The sequence below is a fragment of the Pseudomonas oryzihabitans genome, from assembly GCF_014522265.1.
Taxonomy (GTDB): domain Bacteria; phylum Pseudomonadota; class Gammaproteobacteria; order Pseudomonadales; family Pseudomonadaceae; genus Chryseomonas; species Chryseomonas aestiva.
The window spans coordinates 1,110,197-1,136,770 of sequence record NZ_CP017024.1 but is presented as its reverse complement, the minus strand read 5'-3'; the positions used below and the strand labels follow the sequence as shown (position 1 = coordinate 1,136,770).

20 protein-coding genes and 1 pseudogene are annotated in these 26,574 nt (G+C 65.2%); 8 read left to right on the top strand and 13 right to left on the bottom strand.

From position 1 onward, the window contains the following. The first annotated feature begins 41 nt into the window (after positions 1 to 41). The 4 genes from BGI51_RS05255 (at position 42) to BGI51_RS05240 (ending at position 4,561) form a co-directional block, all read left to right on the top strand. Positions 42 to 635: an anthranilate synthase component II gene (locus BGI51_RS05255; protein ID WP_158891520.1), complete on the top strand. Its 594-nt coding sequence runs from the start codon at positions 42 to 44 to the stop codon at positions 633 to 635. Beyond that, a complete protein-coding gene (gene trpD, locus BGI51_RS05250; RefSeq protein ID WP_187980492.1) occupies positions 636 to 1,685 on the top strand; it encodes an anthranilate phosphoribosyltransferase in 1,050 nt (349 codons plus the stop codon). Then, complete coding sequence (gene trpC / locus BGI51_RS05245; protein WP_187980491.1) at positions 1,682 to 2,509, top strand: indole-3-glycerol phosphate synthase TrpC; 828 nt, start codon at positions 1,682 to 1,684, stop codon at positions 2,507 to 2,509. Before trpD ends, trpC begins: the two co-directional genes overlap by 4 nt. 270 nt (positions 2,510 to 2,779) lie before the next feature. After that, complete coding sequence (locus tag BGI51_RS05240; RefSeq protein WP_187980490.1) at positions 2,780 to 4,561, top strand: BCCT family transporter; 1,782 nt, start codon at positions 2,780 to 2,782, stop codon at positions 4,559 to 4,561. Between the two features lie 58 nt (positions 4,562 to 4,619). Here BGI51_RS05240 and crp read toward each other — a convergent pair whose 3' ends face one another. Beyond that, on the bottom strand, positions 4,620 to 5,264 hold the full coding sequence (gene crp / locus BGI51_RS05235) for a cAMP-activated global transcriptional regulator CRP (RefSeq protein ID WP_017640369.1): 645 nt from the start codon (positions 5,262 to 5,264) through the stop codon (positions 4,620 to 4,622). A gap of 209 nt (positions 5,265 to 5,473) precedes the next feature. On the opposite strand from crp, the gene BGI51_RS05230 reads away from it, so the two are divergent. Then, the gene (locus BGI51_RS05230; RefSeq protein ID WP_158891526.1) at positions 5,474 to 5,896 is read left to right on the top strand and encodes an OsmC family protein; all 423 of its coding nucleotides are present in this window, start codon (positions 5,474 to 5,476) and stop codon (positions 5,894 to 5,896) included. Positions 5,897 to 6,161: 265 nt separating this feature from the next. Then, a complete protein-coding gene (speD, locus tag BGI51_RS05225) occupies positions 6,162 to 6,956 on the top strand; it encodes an adenosylmethionine decarboxylase (RefSeq protein ID WP_007159721.1) in 795 nt (264 codons plus the stop codon). A 54-nt stretch (positions 6,957 to 7,010) separates the two neighbouring features. On the opposite strand, the gene BGI51_RS05220 is transcribed toward speD, so the two are convergent. The 3 genes from BGI51_RS05220 to BGI51_RS05210 form a co-directional block, all read right to left on the bottom strand. Continuing rightward, positions 7,011 to 8,270: a cation:proton antiporter gene (locus BGI51_RS05220; RefSeq protein ID WP_133861932.1), complete on the bottom strand. Its 1,260-nt coding sequence runs from the start codon at positions 8,268 to 8,270 to the stop codon at positions 7,011 to 7,013. 184 nt (positions 8,271 to 8,454) lie between these two features. Continuing rightward, the gene (locus BGI51_RS05215; RefSeq protein ID WP_252977212.1) at positions 8,455 to 8,661 is read right to left on the bottom strand and encodes a hypothetical protein; all 207 of its coding nucleotides are present in this window, start codon (positions 8,659 to 8,661) and stop codon (positions 8,455 to 8,457) included. Positions 8,662 to 8,748: 87 nt separating this feature from the next. Beyond that, complete coding sequence (locus tag BGI51_RS05210) at positions 8,749 to 12,255, bottom strand: bifunctional diguanylate cyclase/phosphodiesterase (RefSeq protein ID WP_187980489.1); 3,507 nt, start codon at positions 12,253 to 12,255, stop codon at positions 8,749 to 8,751. A 367-nt stretch (positions 12,256 to 12,622) separates the two neighbouring features. On the opposite strand from BGI51_RS05210, the gene BGI51_RS05205 reads away from it, so the two are divergent. Together BGI51_RS05205 and BGI51_RS05200 are read left to right on the top strand one after the other, a co-directional pair. Then, entirely contained in the window at positions 12,623 to 12,982 is a 360-nt protein-coding gene (locus BGI51_RS05205; protein WP_017640375.1) for a BON domain-containing protein, read from the top strand. 77 nt (positions 12,983 to 13,059) lie between these two features. After that, positions 13,060 to 13,512: a PA2169 family four-helix-bundle protein gene (locus BGI51_RS05200; RefSeq protein WP_133861929.1), complete on the top strand. Its 453-nt coding sequence runs from the start codon at positions 13,060 to 13,062 to the stop codon at positions 13,510 to 13,512. 53 nt (positions 13,513 to 13,565) lie between these two features. Here BGI51_RS05200 and acs read toward each other — a convergent pair. The 9 genes and pseudogenes from acs to BGI51_RS05155 form a co-directional block, all read right to left on the bottom strand. Next, positions 13,566 to 15,508: pseudogene (gene acs, locus BGI51_RS05195) on the bottom strand (acetate--CoA ligase). Between the two features lie 126 nt (positions 15,509 to 15,634). Next, a complete protein-coding gene (gene pgi, locus BGI51_RS05190; RefSeq protein WP_133861927.1) occupies positions 15,635 to 17,299 on the bottom strand; it encodes a glucose-6-phosphate isomerase in 1,665 nt (554 codons plus the stop codon). A 181-nt stretch (positions 17,300 to 17,480) separates the two neighbouring features. Next, positions 17,481 to 18,338, bottom strand: a complete 858-nt coding sequence (panC, locus tag BGI51_RS05185; protein ID WP_187980488.1) for a pantoate--beta-alanine ligase — start codon at positions 18,336 to 18,338, stop codon at positions 17,481 to 17,483. Beyond that, the gene (panB, locus tag BGI51_RS05180) at positions 18,335 to 19,135 is read right to left on the bottom strand and encodes a 3-methyl-2-oxobutanoate hydroxymethyltransferase (RefSeq protein WP_187980487.1); all 801 of its coding nucleotides are present in this window, start codon (positions 19,133 to 19,135) and stop codon (positions 18,335 to 18,337) included. The genes panC and panB overlap by 4 nt, the downstream gene beginning before the upstream one ends. Positions 19,136 to 19,264: 129 nt before the next feature. After that, positions 19,265 to 19,768: a 2-amino-4-hydroxy-6-hydroxymethyldihydropteridine diphosphokinase gene (gene folK, locus BGI51_RS05175; RefSeq protein WP_187980486.1), complete on the bottom strand. Its 504-nt coding sequence runs from the start codon at positions 19,766 to 19,768 to the stop codon at positions 19,265 to 19,267. Further along, a complete protein-coding gene (locus tag BGI51_RS05170) occupies positions 19,765 to 21,156 on the bottom strand; it encodes a polynucleotide adenylyltransferase PcnB (RefSeq protein ID WP_187980485.1) in 1,392 nt (463 codons plus the stop codon). Before BGI51_RS05170 ends, folK begins: the two co-directional genes overlap by 4 nt. 697 nt (positions 21,157 to 21,853) lie before the next feature. After that, complete coding sequence (locus BGI51_RS05165; RefSeq protein ID WP_187980484.1) at positions 21,854 to 23,275, bottom strand: sigma-54-dependent transcriptional regulator; 1,422 nt, start codon at positions 23,273 to 23,275, stop codon at positions 21,854 to 21,856. A 115-nt stretch (positions 23,276 to 23,390) separates the two neighbouring features. Then, entirely contained in the window at positions 23,391 to 26,339 is a 2,949-nt protein-coding gene (locus BGI51_RS05160; RefSeq protein WP_133861921.1) for a sensor histidine kinase, read from the bottom strand. Next, positions 26,323 to 26,499, bottom strand: a complete 177-nt coding sequence (locus tag BGI51_RS05155) for a hypothetical protein (RefSeq protein WP_007159707.1) — start codon at positions 26,497 to 26,499, stop codon at positions 26,323 to 26,325. The genes BGI51_RS05160 and BGI51_RS05155 overlap by 17 nt, the downstream gene beginning before the upstream one ends. Positions 26,500 to 26,574: the final 75 nt, after the last annotated feature.

The window sequence follows — 26,574 nt, the reverse complement described above, 5'->3', positions numbered from 1 at the left end:
TCCATTTCCACAGCTGCAATCGATTCCAAGGGTGATCCGCCATGCTGCTGATGCTCGATAACTACGATTCCTTCACCTACAACCTGGTGCAGTACCTGGGCGAGCTGGGCGCCGAGGTCAAGGTGGTGCGCAACGACGAGATGCCGGTCGAGGCACTCGAAGACCTGGCGCCGGAGCGCATCGTCGTCTCTCCCGGTCCCTGCACGCCCAACGAGGCGGGCATCTCCCTGGCCACCCTGGAGCGCTTCGCCGGCAAGTTGCCGGTGCTGGGCGTCTGCCTGGGGCACCAGAGCCTGGGCCAGGCCTTTGGCGGTGAGGTGGTCCGGGCCCGCGAGCCGATGCACGGCAAGACCAGCCCGGTCTACCACAACGGCGAAGGCGTCTTCGCCGGTCTGCCCAATCCCGTCACCGTGACCCGCTACCATTCGCTGGTGGTCAAGCGCGAGACCCTGCCCGAGTGCCTGGAGATCACCGCCTGGACCCAGCATCCGGACGGCAGCATGGACGAGATCATGGGCCTGCGGCACCGCGAATTCATGATCGAGGGGGTGCAGTTCCACCCCGAATCCATCCTTACCGAACATGGCCATGATCTGCTGGCCAACTTTCTCCAGCAGCAGGGAGGGCGGCGCTAGATGGACATCAAGCAGGCCCTGAATCGCATCAGCGGACAACTCGACCTCAACGTCGCCGAGATGCAGGCGGTGATGCGCCAGATCATGACCGGTGGCGCCGACGAGGCGCAGATCGGTGCCTTCCTCATGGGTATGCGCATCAAGAGCGAGACCATCGACGAGATCTGCGGCGCGGTCAGCGTGATGCGCGAGCTGGCCACCCCGGTGGTGCTGCCGAGCCTCGACCACGTGGTCGACGTGGTGGGTACCGGTGGCGATGGCGCCAATATCTTCAACGTCTCCTCGGCCTCGGTGTTCGTGGTCGCGGCGGCGGGCGGCAAGGTCGCCAAGCACGGCAATCGCGCGGTGTCCGGCAAGAGCGGCAGCGCCGATCTGCTGGAGGCCGCCGGCATCTACCTGGAGCTGACTCCGGCGCAGATCGCCCGCTGCGTCGAGCAGGTGGGCGTCGGCTTCATGTTCGCCCAGTCGCACCACAGCGCCATGCGTCACGCCGCCGGGCCGCGCCGCTCGCTGGGGCTGCGCACCCTGTTCAACATGCTCGGTCCCCTGACCAATCCGGCCGGTGTCCGGCACCAGGTGGTCGGGGTGTTCAGCGCCGCGCTGTGCCGGCCGCTGGCCGAGGTGCTGCAGCGCCTGGGCAGCCACCATGTGCTGGTGGTGCATTCCCGCGACGGCCTGGACGAATTCAGCCTGGCCGCGGCGACCCGGGTCGCCGAACTCAAGGACGGCAGCATCAGCGAATACCAGGTGCTGCCGGAGGATCTGGGCATCAAGAGCCAGACCCTGGTCGGCCTCACAGTGGACGGCCCCGAGGCCTCGCTGGCGCTGATCCGCGACGCCCTCGGCCGACGCAAGACCGAAGCCGGGCAAAAGGCCGCCGACATGATCGTGCTCAACGCCGGCGCGGCGCTCTACGCCGCGGATCTCGCCCACAGCCTGCATGAAGGGGTACTCTTGGCCCACGATGCGCTCTACAGCGGCCTGGCCCGGGAAAAGCTGGACGAGCTCGCCCATTTCACATCCGTCTATCGCGAGGAGGGTCGCCCGTGAGTGTGCCAACCGTGTTGCAGAAGATCCTGGCCCGCAAGGCCGAGGAGATCGCCCAGCTCAAGGCTCGGACCAGCCTGGCCGAACTCGAGGCCCAGGCCCGTGCCGCCGACGCCCCGCGCGGCTTCGCCCGCGCCCTGCAGGCCCAGGTGGCGCGCAAGGAGGCAGCGATCATCGCCGAGGTGAAGAAGGCCTCGCCGAGCAAGGGTGTGATCCGTGAACACTTCGTGCCGGCCGAGATCGCCCACAGTTACGCCCTGGGCGGGGCCACCTGCCTGAGCGTGCTCACCGACGTGGACTTCTTCCAGGGTGGCAACGCCTATCTGCAGCAGGCGCGCGCCGCCTGCCAGCTACCGGTGATCCGCAAGGACTTCCTCGTCGACCCCATCCAGGTGGTGGAAGCCCGGGCCATCGGCGCCGACTGCATCCTGCTGATCGTCGCCGCGCTGGACGACGGCCTGATGGGCGAACTGGCCGCCACGGCCAAGGACGTCGGCCTGGACGTCCTGGTCGAGGTACATGACGGCGCCGAGCTGGAGCGCGCCCTGACGGTGCTGGATACCCCACTGGTGGGGGTCAACAACCGCAACCTGCACACCTTCGAGGTCAGCCTGGAAGCCACCCTCGATCTCTTGCCGCGTATCCCCCAGGATCGCCTGGTGATCACCGAGAGCGGCATCCTCAATCGCGCCGACGTGGAGCTGATGGAGATCAACGAGGTACGCGCCTTCCTGGTCGGCGAAGCCTTCATGCGCGCCGACGAGCCGGGTCAGGAGCTGCAGCGTCTGTTCTTCCCGGATCGCCGGTTCCCGCTCAGAGACGCCTGAGGCGCCGGTCGTTCGCACAAGGCCCCGGGGATAACCTCGGGGCTTTTTTCTTTCCGCAGGGTGATCCATGTCGACTCGCGCCCACCCCGGGTGGCGGGAACGACCTCCGTGTGCCCGCTGCCGACGCAGGGCTTTGTTTCCATCGGAATAAACCCGGTTAATGGCCTCCGACTCGCTGAACCGTGGCGAGGCGCGGAGACGGCTGGCTGTCGCAGGACAAGACAGCGCTCCGCCGCACCAGGCCATCCATAACCAGGGCAAGCAAGCACCATGGCAACGGAAGAAAAAAGCGAAACACTTGATATCAGCGTCACCGATCCCTCCCGGACCGAGGAGTCGCGCCGGGATCGGCGACTCGCCGGCACCACCGACTGGGTAGTCTTCGGCGTCACCAGCATCGCCGCGCTGGCCTTCGTGATCTGGGGCTTCGTCAGCCAGGCCAGCCTGGCCAGCAGCGCCTCCACCGCCCAAGGCTGGGTGATCACCCACTTCGGCTGGCTGTTCGTGCTCACTTCCACCGGCTTCGTGGTCTTCGTCATCTGGCTGGCCGCCAGTCGCTATGGGCGGATCCCCCTGGGGCGCGACGACGAGCAGCCGGAATTCCGCACCCTCTCCTGGGTGGCGATGATGTTCAGCGCCGGCATGGGGATCGGCCTGATGTTCTTTGGCGTCGCCGAACCGCTGTCGCACTATCTCAATCCGCCGCCCGGTGGCGCCGCGGGGCAGAGCAGCGCCGCCCTGCAGGTGGCCATGGCGACCACGCTGTTCCACTGGACCCTGCATCCCTGGGCCATCTATGCCGTGGTCGGACTGGCCATCGCCTATGGCACCTATCGGCGCGGTCGCAGCCAGCTGATCTCGGTGGCCTTTCGCCCCCTGATCGGCGAACACGCCAATGGCCCCGTCGGTCGCGTCATCGACATGATGGCGATCTTCGCCACCCTGTTCGGCTCGGCGGCCTCCCTCGGTCTGGGCGCCCTGCAGATCGCCGGCGGACTCGAACACAATGGCTGGATCGAGCAACCCGGAAAAATGCTCTACATCAGCATCATCACGGTGCTGACGGTGGCCTTCGTCATCTCCGCGGTGTCCGGGGTCGAGAAGGGCATCCAGTGGCTGTCCAACACCAACATGGTGCTGGCGGTGGCCCTGGCGCTGTTCGTCTTCGTCGCCGGTCCGACCCTGCTGATGCTCAATCTGCTGCCCACCGCCATCGGCGACTACATCGACCTCCTGCCGGAGATGATGGCGCGCACCAGCGCAAGCGGTGGCGAGGCCATGGGCAACTGGCTGTCCAGCTGGACGGTGTTCTACTGGGCCTGGTGGATTTCCTGGACGCCCTTTGTCGGCATGTTCATCGCCCGCATCAGTCGCGGTCGCACCATCCGCCAGTTCGTCACCGGCGTGCTGCTGGTGCCGAGTCTGGTCAGCGTGGTCTGGTTCGTCATCTTCGGCGGCGCGGCCATCGACGCCATGCGCCTGGGTGCCTTCACCCTGGTCGACGGCGCGGTGAACAGCAACTTCGCCCTCTACGACCTGCTGGCCAGCTATCCCTGGGTCTCGGTGACCTCGGTGCTGGTGATGGTGCTGGTGGCGATCTTCTTCGTGTCCGGCGCCGACGCCGCGTCCCTGGTGATGGGCACCCTGTCCGAGCGCGGCACTACCGAGCCTTCGCGGCGCACGGTGATCTTCTGGGGCGCCCTCACCGGCGCGGTGGCGGCGATCATGCTGGCCATCGGTGACCCGGGCAACCCGGGTGCGGCGCTCAACGGCCTGCAGAATCTGACCATTGTGGTCGCGCTACCCTTCGTGGTGGTGATGGCGCTGCTGTGCCTGGCGCTCTATCGCGATCTGCGTTGCGATCCGCTGATGCTGCGGCATCTGCGCGGTACCGAGCTGATCGAGAAGGCGGTGCTCTATGGCGCGGTCAAGCACGGCGAAGAATTCCACTTCGTCGTGGGCGAGCCCAAGGCCAAGGGCAATGACGAGAAGATCGTCGACGAGAAAGCCACGGTGCGGGTCGCGAAGGTCCAGCCGCAGGTCGAGAACTGAAGCCAGGATGGGCGGGGGGAGCGGCCCCCGCCTGCTGGCAGGGGCACGCTAAGCGGGCTCAGCGGGTGCCGAACACCACCATGGTCTTGCCCTTGACGTGGACCAGACCCTGTTCTTCGAGGGACTTCAACACGCGACCGACCATCTCGCGGGAGCAACCGACGATGCGGCCGATTTCCTGACGGGTGATCTTGATCTGCATGCCATCCGGGTGGGTCATGGCGTCGGGCTGCTTGCACAGGTCAAGCAGGGTACGGGCCACGCGACCGGTGACGTCGAGGAAGGCCAGGTCGCCGACCTTGCGGGTAGTCTGGCGCAGGCGCTCGGCCATCTGGCGACCGAGGGAGAACAGCATGTCCGGATCGTGCTGGCTCAGTTCGCGGAACTGACCGTAGCTGATCTCGGCGACTTCGCACTCGGTACGGGCACGCACCCAGGCACTGCGCTCGGGCTCGCTGCCTTCCTTGGAGAACAGCCCCATCTCGCCGAAGAAGTCCCCGGCATTGAGATAGGCGATGATCATTTCGCGGCCTTCATCGTCTTCGATGAGGATGGTCACCGAACCCTTGAGGATGAAGAATAGGCTTTCGCTGTTGTCGCCAGCGTAGATGATGGTGGTTTTTGCGGTATAGCGGCGACGCGAGCAGTGCGCTAGCAGCTTGTCGATGTGCTGTAACTTCGCGGGTGGGATGATAGCGGCCATGCTGATTCCTGAGGTTGAAAGCTAACCTGAGTCGGGGGCACCGAGGTCCGAACCGGTGCATGCACAGGCTGCGCCGGTTCCAATCCAAAGACCGGATAAGAACATGCGCAGCTTAAATGCGAGCTGAATAACCCTTCACTGCGCCCCAGTTTACGCCATCCAGCATGTTAAGCTGATCACCATTTGCATATATAAGTAGGACGAAAGCGATGAAAGCGCGCATCCAGTGGGCAGGCGAGGCCATGTTCCTCGGTGAATCCGGCAGTGGCCACGTGGTAGTCATGGACGGCCCGCCGGAAAGCGGTGGTCGCAACCTCGGCGTGCGGCCGATGGAAACCGTGCTGATCGGCCTGGGCGGCTGCGCCAGCTACGACGTGGTCAGCATCCTGCGCAAGGCGCGGCAACCGGTGGAAAGCTGCGAAGCCTTCCTCGAAGCCGACCGCGCCGACACCGAGCCCAAGGTGTTCACCCGTATCCACCTGAAGTTCGTGGTCAAGGGCCGTGGTCTCAAGGAAGCCCAGGTCAAGCGCGCCATCGAGCTGTCGGCGGAAAAGTACTGCTCGGCGTCCATCATGCTCGGTCGGGCCGGCGTCGAGATCACGCACAGCTACGAACTCGTCGAACTCGCCTGATGCTCTTGCAGGCGACGCCCGTCCAGGCGTCGCCCTCCGCGTCACCCCTTCCCGCCGACATCAATTCATCACCTGGGCCCGGCAGACTCTGGCCCCAGCCGCTGCCGATCTGCATAATGCGCCGCTCTTAAGGGGCAAGCCCCCGACAAGTACAGCCAATCGCCATCGCGAAGAGGTGTTCGCCGCCCTACGCAGCTTGCGCAATCCGCAACTGACGGGCACTCAGGACCGCGGTCAGAGACCGCACGACGGGAGCTTTACCACCGTGAAAAGCAAACTCAGGCTTCATGGTTTCAACAACCTGACCAAGACCTTGAGCTTCAACATCTACGACATCTGCTACGCCGAGACGTCGGAAGATCAACAGGCCTATGTCCAGTACATCGACGAGGAATACGACGCCGAGCGTCTGACCCAGATCCTGACCGACGTGGTCGATATCATCGGGGCCAACATCCTCAATATCGCCCGCCAGGATTACGATCCCCAGGGCGCCAGCGTGACCATCCTGATCTCCGAGCAACCGGTCGAGCCGACCGAGAGCCAGATCGAGGAGTCGCCCGGTCCGCTGCGCGAGACCATTCTCGGCCATCTGGACAAGAGCCACATCACGGTGCACACCTATCCGGAGATCCATCCGGACGACGGCATCGCCACCTTCCGCGTCGACATCGACGTTTCCACCTGTGGCGTGATCTCCCCGCTCAAGGCCCTGAACTACCTGATCCACCAGTTCGACTCGGATATCGTCACCGTGGACTATCGGGTGCGCGGTTTCACCCGCGACATCGAAGGGCGCAAGCACTTCATCGACCACGAGATCAATTCGATCCAGAACTACCTGTCCGAGGACACTCGCGCGGCCTACCAGATGACCGACGTGAACGTGTATCAGGACAACCTGTTCCACACCAAGATGCTGCTCAAGGAATTCGAGCTGGACAACTATCTGTTCGGCGACGCCTCGCGCAGCCTCTCGTCCGAACAGCGTCAGCAGATCACCCAGCGCCTCAAGCACGAGATGCGCGAGATATTCTCCGGCCGCAACCTGCCGCGCTGATCGCTCGGGTACCCAGAAACCCCCGCCATGGCGGGGGTTTCTCGTTTCCGGCGATCAGTGATGCTCGTCGCGCGCGACCGGGGCGCCACCGGTGACGCTCTTGACCACCCGGCCGATGGTCAGGCCCTGGCCGAGGATGGAAACCAGCACCACGATGTAGGTCAGGGCGAGGATCAGATCCCGTTCCGGACCGGCCGGCAGACTCAGCGCCAGGGCCACGGAGACCCCGCCGCGCAGGGCGCCCCAGGTGAGGATGCGCGCCGTGCCACGGGTCATGTTGCGCCAGTGCGGGCTGAGCAGCACCACCGGTGCCACGCTAATCCAGCGGGCGAAGAGGATCGCCAGGGTCACCAGCAGCGCCGCGCCCAGGTGAGCCCAGCTGAACGGCAGTACCAGCAGCTCCATGCCGATCAGGGCGAACAGCAGGGCGTTGAGGATCTCGTCGATCAACTCCCAGAAGCCGTCCAGGTAACGCCGGGTGAAGTCGCTCATTGCCTTGGTTCGTCCCAGGTTGCCGATGATCAGTCCGGCCACCACCATGGCGATGGGACCCGAGACGTGCAGGTGGCTGGCCAGCGTCGAGCCGCCGATCACCAGGGCCAGCGACAGCATCACCTCGATCTGATGCTGCTCGATACTCAGCATCAGCCAGTAGCAGGCGAAGCCGATCAGCAGGCCGAACAGGATGCCGCCACCGGCTTCTTCGAGAAACAGCCAGAGCGCCGCGTTGACCGTGGGCGCCTCGCCCAGCTGGATCACCCCCAGCAGCACCGAATAGACCACCACGGCCACGCCGTCATTGAACAGCGCCTCCCCGACGATGGTGGTTTCCAGCGACTTGGGCGCGCCGGCCGAGCGCAGGATGCCGAGTACGGCGATGGGATCGGTCGGAGAGATCAGGGCACCGAAGATCAGGCAGTAGAGGATGTCGACGTGCCAGCCCAGCCAGCCGAAGATCCAGTGGCTGAGATAGCCGATCAGCACCGTCGAGATGATCACCCCGAGGGTCGCCAGGCCGCCGATGGCCCATTTGTAGTCGCGCAGGTCCTTGAGATTGACGTGCAGGGCGCCGGCGAACAGCAGGAAGCCGAGCATCCAGTTCATCAGCAGGTCGTTGAAGTCGATCTGCCCGAGCAATTCGCCGATGCGGTGTTCCAGGCCGGGAAAGCCGAGCCAGGAAAGACTCTGCAGGCCGACCGAGAAGATCAGCGCGATGACCATGACGCCGATGGTGGGCGGCAGGCCGACGAAGCGATAGTTGAGGTAGGTGAGCAGCGAGGTGAAGCAGATGAAGGCAGCAGCGAGTTCAAGCATGGCGTTCCAGATCCATCAGACAGCGAGCCCCTGCGAACGCAGGGCCTAGGGGTAGGATGGGGCGGACGCCGCAAAAGTTACATTTTCGATAGCTGGCTAGCCAATCGTTCGCCGAAGAACAGCCGTGAACCGCCCTGGGCCGTCGCTGAACGGGCGGCGCCAGGGTGATCCGGAAGACGAATGGTCAGGGTGCTGCCGGCCTAGAGCGGCGCGGCCATTGCCGTGGTCGCTTCGCGCAGCGGCAACGGATGGGGGCGGCGATGCGCGCCTCCAGCGTGGCCACGTAGCTGCGGGCATCGGCTTCGCTGAGGAAGGTGATGGCCTGCTTGTCGATGCAGACCTGCCAGGCACTGGTGGTGGACTTGCGCAGGGGACGAACCACGATCTTCATGCTGGTACCCTCGGGGACAGACGGAAAGTGGAAACCCGAGTCTAGAGCGGTTTTGATTGCAATACCGTGACATTCGTCGCTTAGCCGCTAGGCGCGCGCCTTCTGCCGTTCGGCATACCAGGCCTCGAACTCGTCCGGCGGCAGTGGCGGACTGAACAGGAAACCCTGGCATTGCTGGCAACCCAGCTTGCGCAGGATGTCCCACTGCTCGGTGGTCTCCACCCCTTCGGCCAGCACGTCGAGATCCAGCCCCTGGCCCAGGGCGACGATGGCCGCGGCGATGGCCTGGCTGCTGTGGGTGCCGCTGTCGCTGCGCAGTTCGTGCATGAAGCTCTGGTCGATCTTGAGCTTGTCCAGGGGGAAGCGGCGCAGGTAGGCCAGCGAGGAATAGCCGGTGCCGAAGTCGTCCACCGCGATGCGCACCCCCAGGGTCTTGAGCGTGGCCAGGGACAGCAGCGCCTCCTCGACATTGTTCATCAGGGTGCCTTCGGTGATCTCCAGTTCCAGATTCTCGGCCGGCAGGCGACTGCGCGCCAGGGCGCGGGAAATGGTGCTGGCCAGGTCGCGCTTGGCGAATTGCCGGGGCGAAATGTTGATCGCCAGGGTCTCCAGCTCCAGTCCCTGGGCGAGCCAGCTGTGCATCTGCTGGCAGGCGCTTTCGATGATCCAGTCGCCCAGCGGCACGATGAGTCCGGTCTCTTCGGCCAGCGGAATGAATTCGGTGGGCGGGATGAGGCCCAGCTCCGGATCCCGCCAGCGCACCAGGGCTTCCACGCCAATGGTCTGGGCCGTGCTGACGCTCATCAGCGGCTGGTAGTAGAGGACGAAATCACCGCGCTTGAGCGCCGTGCGCAGCCGCGATTCCAGATTCAGCCGCCGCCGCGACTGCTCGGTGAGGGCCTGGGTATAGAAGCGGAAGGTGTCGCGACCCTGGTCCTTGGCCTGGTGCATGGCGGTGTCGGCATTGCGGATGAGGTCATCAGCGGTGGCGCCATCGTCGGGAAAGAGACTGATGCCGATGCTGGCGTTGAGATAGATGTCGTGCTCGCCGAGGTGAAAGGGCTGCTCCAGCTTGCCGAGCATGGCCTGGGCGATCTGGGCGGCGAATTCGGGCCGGTCTATCCGCTCGATGATGACCAGATACTCGTCGCCACCGATGCGCGCCAGGGTGATGTCTTCGCTGAGCAGGGCGCGCAGGCGGGCGGCGAATTCCACCAGCAGTTCGTCACCCAGGGCATGGCCGTGACTTTCGTTGACCGTGCGGAAATGATCGAAGTCGAGGATCAGTACGGCGACCAGGTATTCCTGGGGCTCGGCCAGGGCCAGGGCGTGCTCCAGATGGGTGCGCGCCAGCAGGCGATTGGGCAGGTCGGTCAGGGGATCGTGATGCGCCAGGTGACTCAGGCGCGCCTCGCTTTCCCGCAGGCGCGTGGTATCGCTGACGGTGACCGTGTACTGCCGGGTTTCCCGGGGGTAGAGGGTGTCGATGGCGGTCCAGGCCGGAAAGGTAGTGCCGTCGAGGCGCGGCCAGAGCAGTTCGCCCTCCCAGCGGCCCTCGCGGCGCACCGCGCGCCAGAGTTCACGGTAGAAGCGCTGGTCCTGGCGACCGCCGCCGGGCAGTCCCAGCCGCTGGCCGAGCAGGGTGCCTTCCTGGGCGCCCAGCAGGCGGGCGAAGGCCGGATTCACCGCCAGGATCCAGCGGCGCTCGTCGAGCAGCAGCAGGCCGTCGCGACTGTTCTGGAACATCGCCGCGGCCTGGCGCAGGCTTTCTTCCTGCTGCTTGCGCAGGGTGATGTCCTGGGCGGTGCTGATGAAATACTGGGGCCCCCCCTGGTCGTCGCGGATCAGGCGCGTGGTGACATTGGCCCAGACCGGCTGGCCACTGCGATGCAGATAGCGCTTTTCCAGGGTGTAGCGGTCCTGGCCGGTGTCGACCAGTTGTTTGCGCAGGGTGGCGCCCAGGGCGCGCTCGTCCGGATGGGTCACCGAGGCGGTGTCCTTCTGCAGCAATTCCGGTTGCGAGTAGCCGAGCATCTGGCAGAAGTGGTGATTGGCGCTCAGCCAGCGACCTTCCAGGTCGCTGAGCATGATGCCGGTGTAGGCCTGCTCGAAGATGCCGCGGTAACGCGCCTCGCTCGCGCGTTGGGCCTGGACCACGCGCTGTTGCCGGATGGCCAGCACTGCGAGGCGGGTGAATTCGGTGATCAGCGCCTGGGTTTCCGTCTCGGGCAGCCGCGCTTCTCCGTAGTAGACGCCCAGGGCGCCCACGGCGCGCTGCTGCTCGTCCTGCAGGGGCAGGGCCCAGGCGCCGCGAATGCCGGCCGCCTGGGCGGCCGGCAGCAGCTTCTGCCAGGCCGGATCCAGTTCGACATCGATGGTGAACACCGGGGCATTGGTGGTGACGGCACTGCAGCAGCCCTGGTCATGGTGGCTGCGCGGCACGCTTTCCAGTGCCGCCTGGAAGGCGGGTGGCAGGCTCGGTGCGGCGGCGACCCGCAGATGCTCGCCCTGGTCGTCCAGCAATAGGGCGACGCGCATCTCCGGATAGATCCGTTCCAGCCGCTGGGCGATGCCCTGCTGGATCTCCGCCAGCGGCAGGCCGGTGAGCAGATCGTCGAGGACGTCGCTGCGGGCCTGTTGCAGCTGCTGCGCCTGGTAATCGTGATGAATGTCGGTGAGGGTGCCCTGGATCTCGCCATCGAGACCGGCGCGCAGCTCCATCTGCATCCAGCGATGGCTTTCCACCGACAGGCGCAGCCGTACCACACCATTCCAGTGCAGGCGCTGACCGGCGGCGAAATCGGCCACCAGCTGGCGCAGCCGGGCCCCATCCTGGGGGTGGAAGGCCTGATCCAGGGGGTGGTTGAGTTGCTGGCTGGCGGGTTGGCCGGTCAGGGCTTCCCAGGCCGGATTAAGAAACTGCCAGCGGCCACGGTGATCACTGGCGAAGACCACCAGCGGCAGGTGCTGGACCAGTTCGCGATAGCGTCTCTGGCTGTCCTGCAGCGCCTGCTCGGCCAGCTTGTGGCTGGTGATGTCGACCAGGGCACCGCGCGTGGTGCCGGCTTCGTCGAAGTCGCTTTGCCAGTTGAGCCAGCGCCAGCTGTCCTGGCCATCGGCGAAATGCGCGGAGAAATTCAGCGGGCCCTGCATGTGCTGCAGGCGTTCGAGCATGCTGTGCACATGATCGCGGTCATCGGCACGGGCGCAGGCCGCGATGGTGGCGAAATCCAGCGGATCGCTGCCCTTGGGCTGGTGCAGCATCAACAGGGCACGTTCGGAGCAGAGCAGGCGACCATCGGCCGTCAGCTGCCAGTCACCGGTGTTGGTCAGGCGCTGGACGAAATCCTGGGTGGCACGCTGATTCTGCAGCTCTTCGATGAAGCCTTCGCGATAGCTGACCTGGCGCCGCAGCAATGCATAGAGCACCAGCGACAGCAGACTCATGAAGGCCAGGCCCTTCAGGGTGTGCCACAGATAGACACTGTCCTGATCGCTGACCAGCAGATACAGCAGCCCGTCGCTGCCGATCACCCAGAGGGCACTCAGCAGCAGATAAACCAGGGCAATGCGCGCAGGAGAAAGAGGCCGCATGCCGGATCCTCAAGGCCCGATCGCAGGTGTCGGGTTCGATTGGGCTTCGACCGGATAAAGGTATGGCAGTTCTGGCCTGGTCACGAGGAAATCTTTTCCATAAGTCCGGCTTTATCGGGTGAGGTGCCCTGACAGGCCACTCTTCCCATCCAGGCTCAAGAGTCGTCTGACCTCGTGCAAATTACCAGGCCTATCCACCTGCGAATTGCATTTTGCCCGCTTCCTGTTTCTATCTATTTTATATAAGTCATTGATAAATAACGTCTTTAACAAGTTTCGGAATTCGGCGCCACCGTTGCGCTCTACATCTAGGTCGCTGCTGCCAGGACCTGAGCGCAGTACAACCAAGGAAAACAGGAGTCATCTCATGAAAAAGACTTTCGGTACTTTTGCCCTCGCTGCCGTTACCGCTTCCGTACTGAGCCTGCCGCTGGCCGGCGGTGCCTTTGCTGCCACCAGCCAGAACATGACCCTGGCCGCCAACAACACCATGGACAAGACCGAAGAAGCCGCTTCCGACACCTGGATCACCAGCAAGGTGAAGGCTTCCTTCCTGGCCGACGAACACATCAAGGGCACCTCGATCAAGGTCGAGACCAACAAGGGTGTCGTGTCCCTGTCCGGCACCGTGGCGACCGAAGCCCAGCGCGACCTGGCGATCAAGGAAGCCAAGGCCATCAAGGGCGTCAAGGCCGTATCGGCTGACGCGCTGAAAGCCGCCCAGTAAGAACGCCCGGTACACCCGGCACGATGGCGGCGCCGCGCGCTGCCATCACCCCCTGTCCTTCGCCCCGGAGAACTGCCATGACCAGCACGACTGAAACCCTCAACGATCTGATCGAGATCGCCCGTGACGGCAAGAATTTCTACGAGCACGCCCTCACCGAAGTGAAGAACCCCGAATTGAAGGCCCTGTTCACCGAGATCGCCCAGAGCAAGGCCGAGATCATCAGCGCCCTGAGCAGCCAGGTATCGGCCTCGGGTGAAAAGCCCGCCGAACAAGGCACCTTCGCCGGCAGCTTCCGCAAGTACTACACCGACGTCAAAACCTCCTTTGCCAGCAAGGAAAAGGAAGAAGTCACCTACGTCAGCGAGCTGGAAGAGCAGGAAGACCGCCTGCTGCACGCGCTGGAGCGTGCCGTCAACGAACACGCCACCCCGGATGCCCAGGCCAACCTGCGCAGCCAGCTGGAAAAGGCCCGTGCGACCCATGATCGCATGCGTGACCTGAAGCACCGTATGCAAGCCGCCCACTAAGGCTGCGCGCAGAAAAAGCCCCGCCTAGGCGGGGCTTTTCTTTGGGCCGGCGTTCAGTTTTGGGGCGCGCGATTGAGGCGGGCGTCGATCAGGCTGTCGACCACCGAAGGATCGGCCAGGGTCGAGGTATCGCCCAGGCTGTCCAGTTCGTCGCAGGCGATCTTGCGCAGGATGCGCCTCATGATCTTGCCGGAGCGGGTCTTGGGCAGGGCGGGTGCCCACTGCAGGAATTCCGGCTTGGCGAAGCTGCCGATTTCGTCGGCCACCTGCTGGCGCAGGCGGGCCTTGAGTTCGTCGCTCGGGGTCACCCCGCCCTTGGTGGTGACGAAGGCATAGACCGCCTGACCCTTGACCTCGTGGGGACAGCCCACCACGGCGGCCTCGGCCACGTCTGCATGTTCGGTCAGCACGCTCTCCACCTCGGCGGTGCCGATGCGGTGACCGGACACGTTGAGCACGTCGTCCACCCGCCCGGTGATCCAGTAGTAGCCGTCTTCGTCCCGCCGTGCGCCGTCGCCAGTGAAGTAGTAACCCGGATAGGCGCTGAAATAGGTGTCGATCAGGCGCTGGTGGTCGCCATAGACGGTACGAATCTGGCTCGGCCAGCTGGACTTGATCGCCAGTACGCCGCTGCCGGGACCGTCGATCTCCTTGCCCTGCTCGTCCAGCAGCACCGGCTGGACGCCAAAGAAGGGCAGGGTGGCCGAACCCGGTTTCAGCGCCAGGGCGCCGGGTGGCGGAGCGATGAGGATGCTGCCAGTCTCGGTCTGCCACCAGGTGTCGACGATGGGGCAGCGCCCTTCGCCCACCACCCGGTGATACCACTCCCAGGCCTCGGGATTGATCGGCTCGCCGACGCTGCCCAGCAGCTGCAGGCTCTTGCGCGAGGTGCGCTGTACCGGCCCGTCGCCTTCGCGCATCAGGGCGCGCAGGGCCGTGGGGGCGGTATAGAAGATGTTGACCTGGTGCTTGTCCACCACCTGCCAGAGGCGACTGGCATCGGGATAGCTCGGGACGCCTTCGAACATCAGGGTGGTGGCGCCATTGGCCAGGGGGCCATAGACGATGTAGCTGTGGCCGGTGACCCAGCCAACGTCGGCGGTGCACCAGAAGACCTGACCCTCGTGGTAGTCGAAGAGGTACTTGAAGCTCAGGGTGGCGCCCAGCAGATAGCCCCCGGTGGTGTGCAGCACGCCCTTGGGTTTGCCGGTGGAACCTGAGGTATAGAGGATGAACAGCGGGTCCTCGGCGTCCATGGGCTCCGCCGGGCAGTCGGGCGAAGCAGCGGCCACCGCCTGGGCGTAGGGCAGGTCGCGTCCCTCCTGGCGGGCCACGGCGGCGCCGGTGCGTTCGACCATGACCACGGTGTGGACCTCCGGGCATTTGGCCAGGGCCTTGTCGACATTGGCCTTGAGCGGGACACGCTTGCCGCCGCGCACACCCTCGTCGGCAGTGATCACCACCCGGCAGTCGGCATCGAGGATGCGGTCGCGCAGCGCCTCGGGCGAGAAGCCGCCGAATACCACCGAATGCACCGCGCCGATGCGCGCGCAGGCGAGCATGGCGTAGGCCGCCTCGGGAATCATCGGCATATAGAGACAGACGCGGTCGCCTTTCCCGACCCCGCGATCCTTGAGCACATTGGCCAGGCGGCTGACGTGCTCGTGCAACTGGCGATAGCTGATGGCCTGACTGTCGGCGGGGTCGTCGCCTTCCAGAGGATGGCAGTCTGATCGCCGCGTGCGGCGAGGTGGCGATCGATGCAGTTGTAGGCGACGTTGAGCTGGCCGCCGCTGAACCAGCGGGTCTGGCCCTGGCGCATATCGCCGCTATGGACTTCGTCCCAGGTGCGCGACCAGTCGAGCAGCGCGCTGGCCTGTTCGCTCCAGAAGCGCTCCGGCTGTTCCACCGAGCGCTGGTAGAGCTCGCGATAACGGGCTTCGTCGAGGTGGGTGCGGGCAGTCAGGCTCTCGGGCACGGGATAGCGTTGGCTCATGGCCGGCTCCTTCTTGGTGTTGTTGTGCTCCCAGTTTAGGCCGCGGATGGCCTGCCGGGGTTCAGCGAGGCGATAAAACGAAAAAAGCGCCGCAGAGCGGCGCTTTTCCGAGCGGACCTTGATCGATCAGCCGCGGTGACGACCGCGGAAGTAGTCGATCAGGCCCTGGGTCGAACCATCGTCGGCCTTGCCTTCGCTGCGGCCGATGATGTGCTGGTAGACGTCCTTGCCCAGCTCCTTGCCCAGCTCGACGCCCCACTGGTCGAAGCAGTTGATGCCCCAGATGACGCTCTGCACGAACACCTTGTGCTCGTACAGGGCCACCAGCGCCCCCAGGCGCCGTGGCGAGATGCGCTCCAGCACCAGGGTGTTGCTCGGGCGGTTGCCCGGGATCACCTTGTGCGGTGCCAGCTTGGCGATCTCGGCTTCGCCCAGACCCTTCTCGCGCAGTTCGACCTCGGCTTCTTCGCGGGTCTTGCCCAGCATCAGCGCCTGGCTCTGCGACAGGCAGTTGGCATAGAGCCACTGCTGATGATCGGCCACCGGGTTGTGGCTCACCACCGGCACGATGAAGTCGCCGGGGATCAGCTGGGTGCCCTGGTGCAAGAGCTGGTGGTAGGCGTGCTGACCGTTGCAGCCGACGCCGCCCCAGATCACCGGGCCGGTCTCGACGCTCACCGGCGAGCCGTCCTGACGCACGCTCTTGCCGTTGGACTCCATGTCCAGCTGCTGCAGGTGCTTCACGAAGTTACGCAGGTGGTGGTCGTAGGGCAGGATGGCATGACTGGTCGCGCCCCAGAAATTGCCGTACCAGACTCCCAGCAGGCCCAGCAGCACCGGCATGTTCTCTTCGAAGGGGGCGCTGGTGAAGTGCTGGTCCATGGCATAGGCGCCGGCCAGCAGGTCCTTGAAATTGGACATGCCGATGGCCAGGGCGATGGGCAGGCCGATCGCCGACCACAGCGAATAGCGGCCGCCGACCCAGTCCCACATGGGGAAGATGTTCTCTTCGGCGATGCCGAATTCCACCGCCACCTTGACGTTGCTGGAGACGGCAATGAAGTGCTTGTGCAGCTCCGGCTCCGGGCAGCCCTGGGCCAGGCACCAGGCGCGGGCGGCCTGGGCGTTCTTCAGGGTCTCCAGGGTGCCGAAGGACTTGGAGGAGACGATGAACAGGGTGGTGTCGGCGGCGAGCTTGGAGGTCACCTCGCGGAATTCGCTGCCATCGATGTTGGCCAGGTAGTGGCAACGCACGCCGCGCTGGGTGAAGGGCACCAGCGCCTCGGAGACCAGTTGAGGACCGAGGAAGGAGCCACCGATGCCGATGTTGACCACATCGGTGATCGGCTTCTCGGTGTAGCCGCGCCAGAGGCCGTTGTGGATGCGGGTGACCAGCTGGGTCATCTGGTTCAGGACCCGGTGCACCTCGGGCATGATGTCCTGGCCGTCGATCTGGACGCTGTCGCCCACCGGGCGGCGCAGGGCGGTGTGCAGGGCGGGGCGGTGTTCGGAGGAGTTGACGTAGGCGCCGTCGAACAGGGTGTGGATGGCGCCTTCCAGGCCCGCTTCGCGAGCCAGGTTCACCAGCAGCTCACGGGTCTGCTCGGTGATGAGATTCTTGGAATAGTCGAGGAACAGACCACTGGTGTTCAGGGAGAACTGCGTGAACCGCTGCGGGTCGGCGGCGAAGGCGTCGCGCATGCGAAAGTTCTGCATGGCCTTGCGGTGCTCTTGCAGCGCTTTCCAGGAGGCGAGCTGGGTCACGTCGAGGGGATGTTGATAGTACTCCATGGGTAGGCTTTTCCTTGGTGGCTCTTGTTTGCTGTTGTGCCCCACAAGCCGCTGGCTTGCAAGAGAAAGTCGGTGACCGCGAGACGCCGGTCGTGGCGCCGCGCTTCGAGCATGAAAAAGCCCGGTATGTTCCGGGCTTCCAGGGTTCAGTCAGGGTCGGGTGAGCTAACCTTCGGTTGCGTCACACTCGGGCCCTGCGGCGAAAGCTCAGGTTGTCGATCAGGCGGGTCTGGCCGAGGTAGGCCGCCACCAGCAGGACCAGTGCCGAGGTGTCCGGCCCGGCCGGTTGCAGACTCAGCTGCTCACGCAGTTCCAGGTAGTCCACCTTAAGCCCCTGAGCTTGCAGTTCGGCGACACCGGCGGCCAGGGTGGCCTCCACCGCGGCGCCGGCGGCGAGCTGATCGGCGAGCCGCCTGAGCAGGCTGTACAGGCAGGGCGCACTGGCGCGCTGGCCGTCATCGAGATAGCCATTGCGGGACGACAGCGCCAGGCCGTCGGTGGCCCGCACCGTGGGCTGGGCGACGATCTCGATGGGCATGTCCAGGTCCTGGACCAGCTTGCGGATCACCGCCAGCTGCTGATAGTCCTTTTCGCCAAACACCGCCACGTCCGGTTGCGCCATCTGGAACAGCTTGGTGACCACCGTCGCCACGCCCTCGAAATGCCCGGGCCGGCGTGCGCCGCAGAGGCCTTCCGAGACCTGGGGGACGTTTACCCGAGCCAGGCCGTCCATGCCGCTGGGATACATCTCGGCCACCGCCGGTGCGAACAGCAGATCGCAATGGGCTTCGTTCAACTGGCGGCTGTCTTCCGCCAGGGTGCGGGGATAGGTGTCCAGATCCTCGCCGGGGCCGAACTGCAACGGATTGACGAAGATGCTCGCCACCACGAAGTCGGCGTGACGCCGGGCAGTCTCCACCAGCGCGATATGGCCGGCGTGCAGATTGCCCATGGTGGGCACCAGGCCGATGCGCAGGCCCTGGCGGCGCGCGGCGGCGACGGCGGCGCGCAGTTCGCGGACGCTATGGACCGTTTTCATGCGGAGAATCCGTGTTCGGGAGCGGGAAAGCTGCCGTCCTTGACGGCGGCGACGTAGGCCGCCAGGGCAGCCTGGATGCTGTCCTGACCGGCCATGAAGTTGCGGACGAATTTCGGCGTGCGCCCGCGCAGGGCCAGACCGAGCATGTCGTGCAGCACCAGCACCTGGCCATCGGTGGCGGCACCGGCGCCGATGCCGATCACCGGCACCCGGGCGGTCCGGGTGATTTCCTCGGCCAGCGCCGAGGGCACGCATTCCAGCAGCAGCATGGCCACGCCGGCTTCTTCCAGCTCGCGCGCGGCCTCGCGCAGCTGCTGCGCGCGGAGCGGATCGCGGCCCTGCACCTTGAAGCCACCGAAGACGTTGACCGACTGGGGCGTCAGGCCCAGGTGGGCGCAGACCGGCACGCCATTGGCGGCCAGGCGGCGAATCGGCTCGGCCAGCCAGGCATCGCCCTCGAGCTTGACCATCTGCGCGCCCGCCTGCATCAGGCGACCGGCGCTGGTCAGGGTCTGCTCCAGGGTGGCATAGGTCATGAACGACAGGTCGGCGACGATGAAGGCACCCGCATGGCCGCGCTTGACGCAGGCGGTGTGGTAGACCATGTCGTCGAGGGTCACCGGCAGGGTGCTGTCGTGACCCTGCAGCACCATGCCGAGGGAATCGCCGATCAGCAGCATCTCCACGCCGGCCTGACTGGCGGCCTGGGCGAAGGTGGCATCGTAGGCGGTCAGCATGGCGATCTTTTCGCCGCGCTGCTTGAGCCCCTGAAGGGTCGTGAGGCTGATATCAGGCATGCAAGGGGTCCTCGTGGGACGGCGCTATGGTTGTTGTCTGGGCGCCGCGGGCGCGGGGTTGCCGCGCGCAAACGGCTGCTATAGTCCCGGCGCGTCCGGCACAAGTCAATGCTCGGTGTTACGGCTGTGTTACCGGCTGGGTGAGGACGGTAGCAGCCGTTCCAGGCCTTCGAAAGGACAGGCGGACAGCAGGTCCGGCAAGCGGCGGCCGTCGGGCAGATGCAGAGAGGGGGCCAGCTCGGCCAGCGGATAGAGCACGAAGGCGCGGGCCTGGAGGTGATAGTGCGGCACCTGCAGGCGTGGCTCGTCGATCAGCCGTTCGCCGAACAGCAGGATGTCGATGTCCAGGGTGCGCGGACCCCAGCGTTCGTCCTTGCGCACGCGGCCCTGCTGCTGCTCGATGGCCTGGGTGGCGTCGAGCAGCGCCAGGGGGGCGAGGGCGGTATCCAGCGCGGCGACGGCATTGACGTAGCGCGGCTGGTCGGGCGGACCCAGGGGGTCGCTGGCATAGAAGGCGGAGACCGCCACCAGCCGACTCTCGGGCAGGCTGTCCAGGGCCTCCAGGGCGGCGTCCAGCTGCCGCCGTGGCTCGGCCAGGTTGCTGCCCAGGCCGAGATAGACCCGTTCCATCATTCGTCGCCGGCGGTGGGCGCATCCGAGGTGCGCCGCTTGCGACTGCTGCCGCCCCGGCGGCGACGCTTGGCCGGCGCGCCTTCGTCCCGGCTGAGGTTCTTGATCATCTCGCGCCGCTGGCTGTCACCGGCCTCCTGGTAGCGTGTCCACCAGTCGCCCAGGCCGCCGGTCTCTTCGCCCGCGCTCTCGCGCAGCAGGAGAAAATCGTAGCCGGCACGGAAGCGCGGATTTTCCAGCAGTTGATCGGCGCGCTTGCCCTGACGGCGCGGCAGGCGTTCCTGCATGTCCCAGATCTCGCGCATCGGCAGGGTGAAGCGCTTGGGGACGGCGGTGCGTTGGCACTGCTGCACGGTGAGGTCGTGGGCGGCTTCCTGCATGGCCGGAATCGGCGCCAGACCGAGGTCCTGGTGATGCCGGACACGCTCGGGCAGGGCCGGCCAGAGCAGGGCGGCGAACAGGAAGGCCGGAGTGACCGGCTTGCCTTCACGGATGCGGGTATCGGTATTGGCCAGGGCCTGGCGAATCAGGCTGCCGGCGTATTCCGGGTCGCGTTCCAGGGCTTCGCCGCTGGCCGGGAACAGCGGGGCGAACAGGCCGTACTGGCAGAGCAGCTCGAAGGTACGTTCGGCCTTGCCGCCGAGCAGCAGCTTGATGACCTCGTCGAACAGGCGCGGTGCGGGAATGTCCCGCAGCAGTGGCGCCAGACGACTGACGGGCTCGGCGGTAGCGGTCTCGATCTGGAAGTCCAGTTTGGCGGCGAAGCGCACGGCGCGCAGCATCCGCACCGGGTCTTCCTGGTAGCGCTGCTCCGGATCGCCGATCAGGCGGATCTGCCGCAGGCGGATGTCCTGGGTGCCATTGGCATAGTCGAGGATGCGTTCGCCGCTGGCGTCGTAGTAGAGGGCGTTGATGGTGAAGTCGCGCCGCTGGGCATCCTGTTCCTGGTTGCCATAGATGTTGTCGCGCAGGATCCGGCCGCTTTCATGGCGCGAGCCCTGGGCCTCGTCCTCGGCATCGCCGGTGGGATGGTTGGCGCGGAAGGTCGCGACCTCGATGATCTCGCGGCCGAAATGCACGTGGACCAGCTTGAAACGCCGACCGATGACCCGTGCATTGCGGAATTCGGCCCGCACCTGTTCGGGCGTGGCACTGGTGGCGACATCGAAGTCCTTGGGCTCGAAGCCCAGCAGCAGGTCCCGGACGCAACCGCCCACCAGGTAGGCCTGATAACCCGCCTTTTCCAGCCGCTCGACGACGCTCAGGGCGTAGCGGCTGATGCGCTCTCGTTCCAGAGCATGCTGACTGCGGGGCAGTTCGATGGGCAAGGCAGGCGCGGGCGGAGTACGCCGCAGGGGCGAGCGCAGAGTCTGGATGAGCTTCTTCAGCATGCGAGTTTCTGTTCGGAGAGACGGCTATACGCAATCTGGCCCACAGCGGGAACCGTTGCGCAATAGATAAGGAGGGGATCTTGAACGAGGGAGGGGAGGCTGTCAAAGGCACTGGGGGAGCCGAAGCTCCCCCCAAAGTGGTACGTGCTTTGTTTTTATTGTTTATCCAGACCTCTTGTTTTTCTTGTGTGGTCTGTTCCGTGCGGTTACCTGCCGCCGGAAAGGCTCTGAAGTCTAGAGCCAAGAGCAAACGGATTACTTTGGAAGCTGATGCCGTCAGGATCATTCCTGCTCTGCCTGGTACGGGTGCTGCCTCGGGGCAGTTTTGTTGTTCTCTGGCCTGACATCGCGCGGACCATCCCGCTAGACGACTCTTCTCCAAAATGATCAGTTAGCTACGCCTCCGCCTGCTTGTTCTTGTTGTGCTGGAGTCGCTACGTCTTGTTTTTGTTATGGCTGGGGTACGTTCTTATTGTTCTTGTACGAGAACATAAAGCAGATGCCGTGCCAGTTTTATAAAATCCTTTATTTTCAATGATTTGCGAAAAATGTAGCCTTTTTGCTCAGGGGCTACAGGCAAATTTTCGTTACCGCTGAACCCGCCGGCTGTTACGGCGGTAACACATTGCAAAGGATGGGGGAGAGACTGGAGAGGTGTTACCGCGGGACGTGCAGGGCTGTCACGTCCCGGTATGGATCAGGAGGCGTCGCTGCTGGCGCTGGCGCTGGCCTTGCGCCGCGGGATGCCCAGGCGCTGACGACGTTCCCACAGGCACTTGCGGCTGACGCCCAGCTTGCGCGCCAGCTCGGTCTCGGTCATGTGGTCCTGATGCTCGAGCACGAAGTGTTGGAAGTAGTCTTCCAGCGACAGGTCCTCGGTGGGTTCGTGGGCGCCATTGCCGTTACCCAGTCCCGAGCTGGGCAGCGGATCCAGGTAGCTGTCGGCCAGCTCCAGTTCGCCGAGCTCGACGTCGATGCCCAACTGATCGGCATTGATTTCCTGGCCTTCGCTGAGAATCACCGAGCGCTCGATGGCGTTCTCCAGTTCGCGCACGTTGCCCGGCCAGCTGTAGTGGCGAATGGCGGCCTCGGCCTCGGCGCCGAGCTTCAGGCCTGGACGACTCATGCGCGCCGACTGGCGAGCGAGGAACACCCGGGCGATCTCCATGACGTCGCCGCCGCGTTCGCGCAGGGCGGGCAGACGCAGGGAGATGACATTGAGGCGATAGAAGAGGTCTTCGCGAAACTGGCCGATCTTGGCCAGGCCCTTGAGATCCCGGTGGGTCGCGGCGATCAGGCGAACATCGACCTTTTGCGACTGCACCGAGCCGACCCGGCGAATCTCGCCTTCCTGCAGCACGCGCAAGAGGCGTGCCTGAGCTTCCAGCGGCAATTCGCCGATCTCGTCGAGAAACAGGGTGCCGCCATCAGCCGCTTCCACCAGGCCGGTACGGCTGGCACTGGCGCCGGTGAAGGCGCCCTTCTCGTGGCCGAAGAGTTCGGATTCGATCAGGGTCTCGGGAATGGCCGCGCAGTTGACCGAGATCAGCGGCGCCTTGGCCCGCCGCGACAGATTGTGCAGTGCCCGCGCCACCAGTTCCTTGCCGGTACCGGATTCACCCTGGATCAGCACGGTGGAATCGGTGGGCGCGACCTTGCGGATCTTGCCGAAGAGGTCCTGCATCGGCGCGCAGTTGCCGATGATGCCGATCTCGCCGGTGGCCGGCGCCGGCGTGACGCTTTCCTCGGCGACCATCGGCGGGCGCTGCTCGCGTTCCACCAGGATGCGCGCCACGGCCTGCAGCATCTCGTCGTGATCGAAGGGCTTGGCGATGTAGTCCACCGCACCCTGCTTCATGGAATCGACTGCCGAGCGAAGGCTGGCGTAGCTGGTCATGATCAGCACCGGCTTGCCCTTGGCGAGATCGATCATCTCGGTACCCGGGGCGCCGGGCAGGCGCAGATCGCTGATGACGAGATCGAAGCTGGAAACGTCGTAGAGATCCTGGGCTTCCTGGACGGAGCCGGCTTCGCTGACGCGGAACTGGTTGCGCTCGAGCAGGCGGCGCAGCGCCGAACGGATGATCTTCTCGTCTTCGACAATCAGGATATGGGCCATCAAGTGCGCTCTCTTACGGGAAGGCAAGACGACCCACGCCAGGCAGCGTGTGTTGTCGCGGTCGTCTGGACTTCCGAATGCTTTAGCAGATCCATCCAGCAGGCGGATGGGTCCGTCACGGCGCCTCCGGCAACCCGAGATAGCGCGGCAGCAGTACCCGAATGCGGGTGCCCTGGCCGGTCACGGGGTCGGTAGGACTATCGATCATTATCTGACCATAATGCTCTTCTACGATGGAATAGACCAGCGCCAAGCCAAGCCCTGTCCCCTTGCCCGGATCCTTGGTGGTGAAGAAGGGTTCGAACAGCCGACTGACGATGGCCTTGGGAATGCCGCTGCCTTCGTCTTCGACGCTCAGGGTCACGGTCTGGCCATGGGCCTCGCTGCGCACCCGGATCGGCGCGCCGGCCGGCGAGGCGTCGCGGGCGTTGGACAGCAGGTTGATCATCACCTGCACCAGGCGCTGGGGATCGCCCTGCACCAGGTGTTCCGGGTCGCAGAGATTGAAGAAGTCGACGTCCACGCTCTGCCGATTGAGCGAGAGCAGGGCGATGGCCTCCTGCGCCGCCTCGGCCACGCACACCGGTTCGTGGGCCTGCTGGCGGCCGCCGGCGTGGGCGAAACTCATCAGCGACTGGACGATGCGAGTGATACGGCGGGTCTGCTCGATGATCTGGCTGCTGATCTCGTCGATCTCTTCGTCCGCTTCGCGCTCCTCGCGCAGATTCTGCGCCAGGCAGGCGATGCCGGTGACCGGGTTGCCGATCTCGTGGGCGACGCCCGCGGCCAGCCGGCCGATGGAGGCCAGGCGCTCGGAGTGGATCAGGCGGTCTTCCAGCAGTTGTGTCTCGCTGATGTCTTCCACTACCAGCACCGTGCCGTTGCTGCCCACCGCCAGGGGTTCGTCGATGGTCGCCTTGTGCAGGTTGAGCCAGCGCTGCTCGTGTTCCTGGGGCAGGCGCTGCTTGTAGAGGTGCTGCTGCGCCGGTTCGGCGAGAAAGCGCTCGAACAGGTCCTGCCAGGGATCGGGCAGGGCGCTCAGGCGCGAGCCCACTACCCGGGCGCCGTCGATGCCGGTGAGTTCTTCCATGGCGCGGTTCCACATTAGGATCTCGCGGTCCCGAGCCAGGGAGCAGACGCCCATGGGCAACTCCTGCAGGGTCTGGCGGTGATAGCGGCGCAGGGCGTCCAGCTCGGCGGCGAGACCGGTCAGGCGCGACTGGTAGTCTTCCAGGCGATTCTCGATGAAGTGGATGTCTTCGGTGGCATAGGCCTCGCTTTCCGCCTTGAATGGCAGAAAGGTCTCGACGATGTCCTGGGCGACCCGCGGGCCCATCAGGCCCGAGAGGTTGGCCTCGATGCGATCGCGCAGCCGGCGCAGGGCATAGGGGCGGCGTTCGTCATAGGGCAGCAGCAGGTCGGCCAGGGCGCGCTCGACTTCCTTTTGCGCGGTCTTGGCGCCCAGCGGCTTGGCCAGCTGGGCCGCGAAGTCCTGGGGCGAGCTGGCCGCCAGTTCGCGGCGCTGCGGACGGCGGACGTTGTCCACCGCGCAGGCCTCGGCGGCGCTCTTCTCTTCTTCGCTGGCTTCGGTGAACAGCGAGACCAGGGCGAACACCAGCACGTTGACGGTCAGCGAGGCCACGGCGGCGAGGTGCCAGTTGCTGGCGCTGATGCGATAGCTGAAGACGCCGATGTGCAGCGGATTGATGTCGGCCACCAGCGGCATGAGCATGCTCAGGAACCACAGGCCCAGGCCGCATAGCAGGCCGGCGATGAAGCCCTTGCGATTGGCCGTCTGCCAGTAGAGCACCGACAGCGCGCCGGGCAGGAACTGCACGGTGGCGACAAAGGAGACGATGCCCAGGCTGGAGAGATCGCCATGGCCCTGCAGCAGGCGATAGAAGCCGTAGCTGCCGAGGATGATGGCGGCGATCAGCAGGCGCCGGGTCATGCGCAGCCAGCGATAGATGTTGCCGTCGGTGGGCGGCTGGTAGAGCGGCAGCACGATGTGGTTGAGCAGCATGCCCGACAGCGCCATGGTTACCACGATGATCAGGCCGCTGGCCGCCGACAGGCCGCCGACGAAGGCCACCAGCGCCAGCAGCGGATTGTCCAGCGCCAGGCCCACGCCCAGGGTGAAGTACTCCGGCGGCGTCGGCGAACCCAGCGCCAGGCCACCCCAGAGAATCGGCGGTACTGCCAGGCTGATCAGCAGCAGGAACAGCGGCAGGCCCCAGCTGGCGCTGACCAGCGCCTGGGGACTGAGATTCTCGGTAAAGGCCATGTGGTACATGTGCGGGGTGACGATGGCCGCAGCGAAGAACACCAGCAGCAGGATCCGCCAGGGGCCTTCCTGCAGCGGGGTGTGCAGGGTGGAGAGGGCGCTCTGGTTCTGCTGCAGCCAGGTCTCCAGGCCGTTGGGGCCGCCGAACACGGTATAGAGGGTGACGCCGCCGACGATGCCCAGGGCCAGCAGCTTGACCAGGGATTCGAAGGCGATGGCCACCACCAGGCCCTCGTGGCGCTCCTTGGAGTTGATCTGGCGCGCGCCGAAGAGCATGGCGAACAGGGTGATCAACAGGCAGAAGCCCAGCGCCGGGGCGTCCTGGGCGCGGGCCTGCACCAGGATGCCGGTGCTGGTGGCCACCGCCTGGATCTGCAGCGCCAGCAGTGGCAGCACAGCGATCAGCATGCCCAGACTGGTCAGGGCGCCGGCCCAGGTGCTGCGGAAGCGGAAGGCGAAGAGATCGGCCAGGGACGCCAGCTGGTAGGCACGGGTCAGGCGCAGGATGGGGTAGAGCAATACCGGCGCCAGCAGAAAGGCGCCGCACAGCCCCAGGTAATAGGCGAGAAAACCGTAGCCGTAGTCGTAGGCCAGGCCCACGGTGCCATAGAAGGCCCAGGCGCTGGCATAGACACCCAGCGACAGGGTGTAGATCAGCGGATGGCGCACCAGCCGGCGCGGCACCCAGCCCTTCTCGGTCATCCAGGCGACGCCAAAGAAGATCAGCAGGTAACCGGCGCTGATCAGGACCAGTTGGGACAGACTAAAGCTCGTCGGCATCGCGCTGGCTCTGCAGGATGAAGGTCACCACGATGAGAATGAGCCACAGCAGGTAGGGCCGATACCAGGCGCCGCTGGGAGCGATCCACCAATCCATGATGGCGGGGGAGAACAGATAGATGCCTACCACGAGGAGCAGGACCAGCCGGTAGATGTACATGCGCGGTTCCCGAACGGCGATGGCGCCATGGTAAAGCAAAAGCGCTGTACCCCGGAGAGGGAGGCTTCTACCGTG

Bases quoted from the DNA above. Each gene is read 5' to 3' on its own strand.
- BGI51_RS05255 (WP_158891520.1), top strand. From the start codon at position 42: ATGCTGCTGATGCTCGATAACTACGATTCCTTCACCTACAACCTGGTG.
- trpD (WP_187980492.1), top strand. From the start codon at position 636: ATGGACATCAAGCAGGCCCTGAATCGCATCAGCGGACAACTCGACCTC.
- BGI51_RS05240 (WP_187980490.1), top strand. From the start codon at position 2,780: ATGGCAACGGAAGAAAAAAGCGAAACACTTGATATCAGCGTCACCGAT.
- crp (WP_017640369.1), bottom strand. From the start codon at position 5,264: ATGGCCGCTATCATCCCACCCGCGAAGTTACAGCACATCGACAAGCTG.
- BGI51_RS05230 (WP_158891526.1), top strand. From the start codon at position 5,474: ATGAAAGCGCGCATCCAGTGGGCAGGCGAGGCCATGTTCCTCGGTGAA.
- BGI51_RS05220 (WP_133861932.1), bottom strand. From the start codon at position 8,270: ATGCTTGAACTCGCTGCTGCCTTCATCTGCTTCACCTCGCTGCTCACC.
- BGI51_RS05215 (WP_252977212.1), bottom strand. From the start codon at position 8,661: ATGAAGATCGTGGTTCGTCCCCTGCGCAAGTCCACCACCAGTGCCTGG.
- BGI51_RS05210 (WP_187980489.1), bottom strand. From the start codon at position 12,255: ATGCGGCCTCTTTCTCCTGCGCGCATTGCCCTGGTTTATCTGCTGCTG.
- BGI51_RS05205 (WP_017640375.1), top strand. From the start codon at position 12,623: ATGAAAAAGACTTTCGGTACTTTTGCCCTCGCTGCCGTTACCGCTTCC.
- BGI51_RS05200 (WP_133861929.1), top strand. From the start codon at position 13,060: ATGACCAGCACGACTGAAACCCTCAACGATCTGATCGAGATCGCCCGT.
- pgi (WP_133861927.1), bottom strand. From the start codon at position 17,299: ATGGAGTACTATCAACATCCCCTCGACGTGACCCAGCTCGCCTCCTGG.
- panC (WP_187980488.1), bottom strand. From the start codon at position 18,338: ATGAAAACGGTCCATAGCGTCCGCGAACTGCGCGCCGCCGTCGCCGCC.
- panB (WP_187980487.1), bottom strand. From the start codon at position 19,135: ATGCCTGATATCAGCCTCACGACCCTTCAGGGGCTCAAGCAGCGCGGC.
- folK (WP_187980486.1), bottom strand. From the start codon at position 19,768: ATGATGGAACGGGTCTATCTCGGCCTGGGCAGCAACCTGGCCGAGCCA.
- BGI51_RS05170 (WP_187980485.1), bottom strand. From the start codon at position 21,156: ATGCTGAAGAAGCTCATCCAGACTCTGCGCTCGCCCCTGCGGCGTACT.
- BGI51_RS05165 (WP_187980484.1), bottom strand. From the start codon at position 23,275: ATGGCCCATATCCTGATTGTCGAAGACGAGAAGATCATCCGTTCGGCG.
- BGI51_RS05160 (WP_133861921.1), bottom strand. From the start codon at position 26,339: ATGCCGACGAGCTTTAGTCTGTCCCAACTGGTCCTGATCAGCGCCGGT.
- BGI51_RS05155 (WP_007159707.1), bottom strand. From the start codon at position 26,499: ATGTACATCTACCGGCTGGTCCTGCTCCTCGTGGTAGGCATCTATCTG.